Annotated in this window: 1 protein-coding gene, 1 pseudogene and 1 riboswitch; the gene and the pseudogene both read left to right on the top strand. The window is 73.7% G+C overall.

Going from position 1 to position 1,765, the window contains the following annotated elements; genetic code table 11:
- The first annotated feature begins 115 nt into the window (after positions 1 to 115).
- Positions 116 to 775: pseudogene (locus DBR36_RS06665) on the top strand (SDR family oxidoreductase).
- Positions 776 to 819: 44 nt separating this feature from the next.
- Positions 820 to 911: riboswitch (TPP riboswitch) on the top strand.
- The coding region (thiM, locus tag DBR36_RS06660; protein WP_108318126.1) for a hydroxyethylthiazole kinase at positions 903 to 1,765 on the top strand (863 nt) is incomplete at its 3' end. It overlaps the preceding riboswitch by 9 nt.

The raw sequence follows: 1,765 nt of genomic DNA, 5'->3' as shown, positions 1-1,765 counted from the left end.
CCTGCGCACTGATCCGTGCCCGGATCCCCCCCCCTGCATGTCGACCTCAGCCGCTCACCCATCCACATCGATCCGCGCGCCGGTCCCCACCGGTACGCGCCGTACGCTCGACCCCATGCCCCTCGCTCTCGTCACCGGCGCCGCGCGCCCCGACAGCATCGCCGCGCGCATCGTCCCCCGCCTCCGCGCGGACGGCTGGCTCGTCGTGACCAGCGACCTCGCCGCCGGCGATTATCCGTGCGACCTGGCCGATCCCCACACCCCCGGCGAGCTGATCGAAAGGGTTCGCGCCGACCACGGAGCGGTGCACGCCCTCGTCCTGAGCCACGCGCACGGCGTCGAGTCCGGCATCCTCGACACCACCGCCGAGAGCTTCGACCGCCACCTCGCCGTCAACGCTCGCGCGAGCCTGCTGATGATCGCAGCCTTCGCACGCCAGGTCGACGAGACGGGCGGCGCCATCATCGCCTTCACCAGCGACCACACGAACGGCAACCTCCCGTACGGCGCTTCCAAGGGAGCCCTCGACCGCATCGTCATCTCGGCGGCGCGCGAACTGGGCCCGAAGAACATCTCCGCGAACGTCGTGAACCCCGGCCCGATCGACACCGGATGGATGGATGCCGACACACGCACCGCCCTGACGGCCCACTAGCCGCTCGGCCGCCTCGGGACGCCGCAGGACATCGCCGACATCACGGCCTTCCTGCTCTCCGACGCCGGCCGCTGGGTCAGCGGGCAGCTCCTGCACACCGACGGCGGCTTCTCCGCCTGACCACGACCGCCGCGACACACGCACGCGCTCGTGCTAGCGTCGCCCGCAGTGACACGGGGTGCCCCCCAGGGCTGAGAACACACCCGTCGAACCTGATCTAGTTCGTACTAGCGAAGGGATGTCGCGAATGGTCGTTCGCACGTCGTCGTCTCCGTCCACCCCCGCGCGCGCGCTCGAAGCGCTCCGCCTGGCATCGCCGCTCACGCAGTGCATCACCAACGCTGTGGTGACCAACTTCACCGCGAACGCCCTCCTCGCCCTGGGAGCGGCCCCCGCGATGTGCGACATCCCCGACGAGGCCGGGCTCTTCGCCGGCATCGCGGGCGGCGTCCTGGTCAACCTCGGTACCCCGACCGCCGAGCAGCGCGCCGCGGCGCGCGAAGCCGTCGCCGCCGGCACCCCGTGGGTTCTCGATCCGGTCGCCGTGGGAGCCCTCCCCGTCCGCACGGCCCTCGCGCACGAGCTGCTCGCCGCGCGCCCGGCGATCATCCGCGGGAACGCCAGCGAGATCCTCGCCCTCGCGGGCACGGGAGCGGGCGGCCGCGGCGTCGACGCCACCGACTCCCCGGACGACGCCCGCGACGCCGCGCGCCACCTCGCGAGCCTGACCGGTGGCGTGGTCGCCGTCTCGGGCGAGACGGATCTGATCGTGGATGCCGAGCACGAAGCGCGGGTTGCGGGCGGCAGCGCCCTGCTGACCAAGGTCACCGGCGGGGGCTGCGCCCTCGGGGCGGCGATGGCGTCCCTCGTCGCCGTCGTGGCTCCCTTCGACGCCGCCGTCGCGGCCAGCACGATCTGGGCCGCGGCCTCCGAGCGGGCGGCCGCAGCCTCGCGCGGACCCGGCTCGTTCGCCGTGGCTTTCCTCGACGAGCTCGCCGCGCTCACCCCGGCCGACCTCGAGGCCCGCGCCGCCGGCACCCCTGCCGACCTCGTCATCCGCACCCCCGACACGCGCGGCGACCTCGAGGGCCCCACCGCCCCGAGCACCAC

It is taken from the genome of Microbacterium sp. HMWF026 (assembly GCF_003061325.1).
Taxonomy (GTDB): domain Bacteria; phylum Actinomycetota; class Actinomycetes; order Actinomycetales; family Microbacteriaceae; genus Microbacterium; species Microbacterium testaceum_E.
The sequence above is the reverse complement of the archived record's forward strand: the minus strand, read 5'-3'. Positions and strand labels throughout refer to the sequence as shown.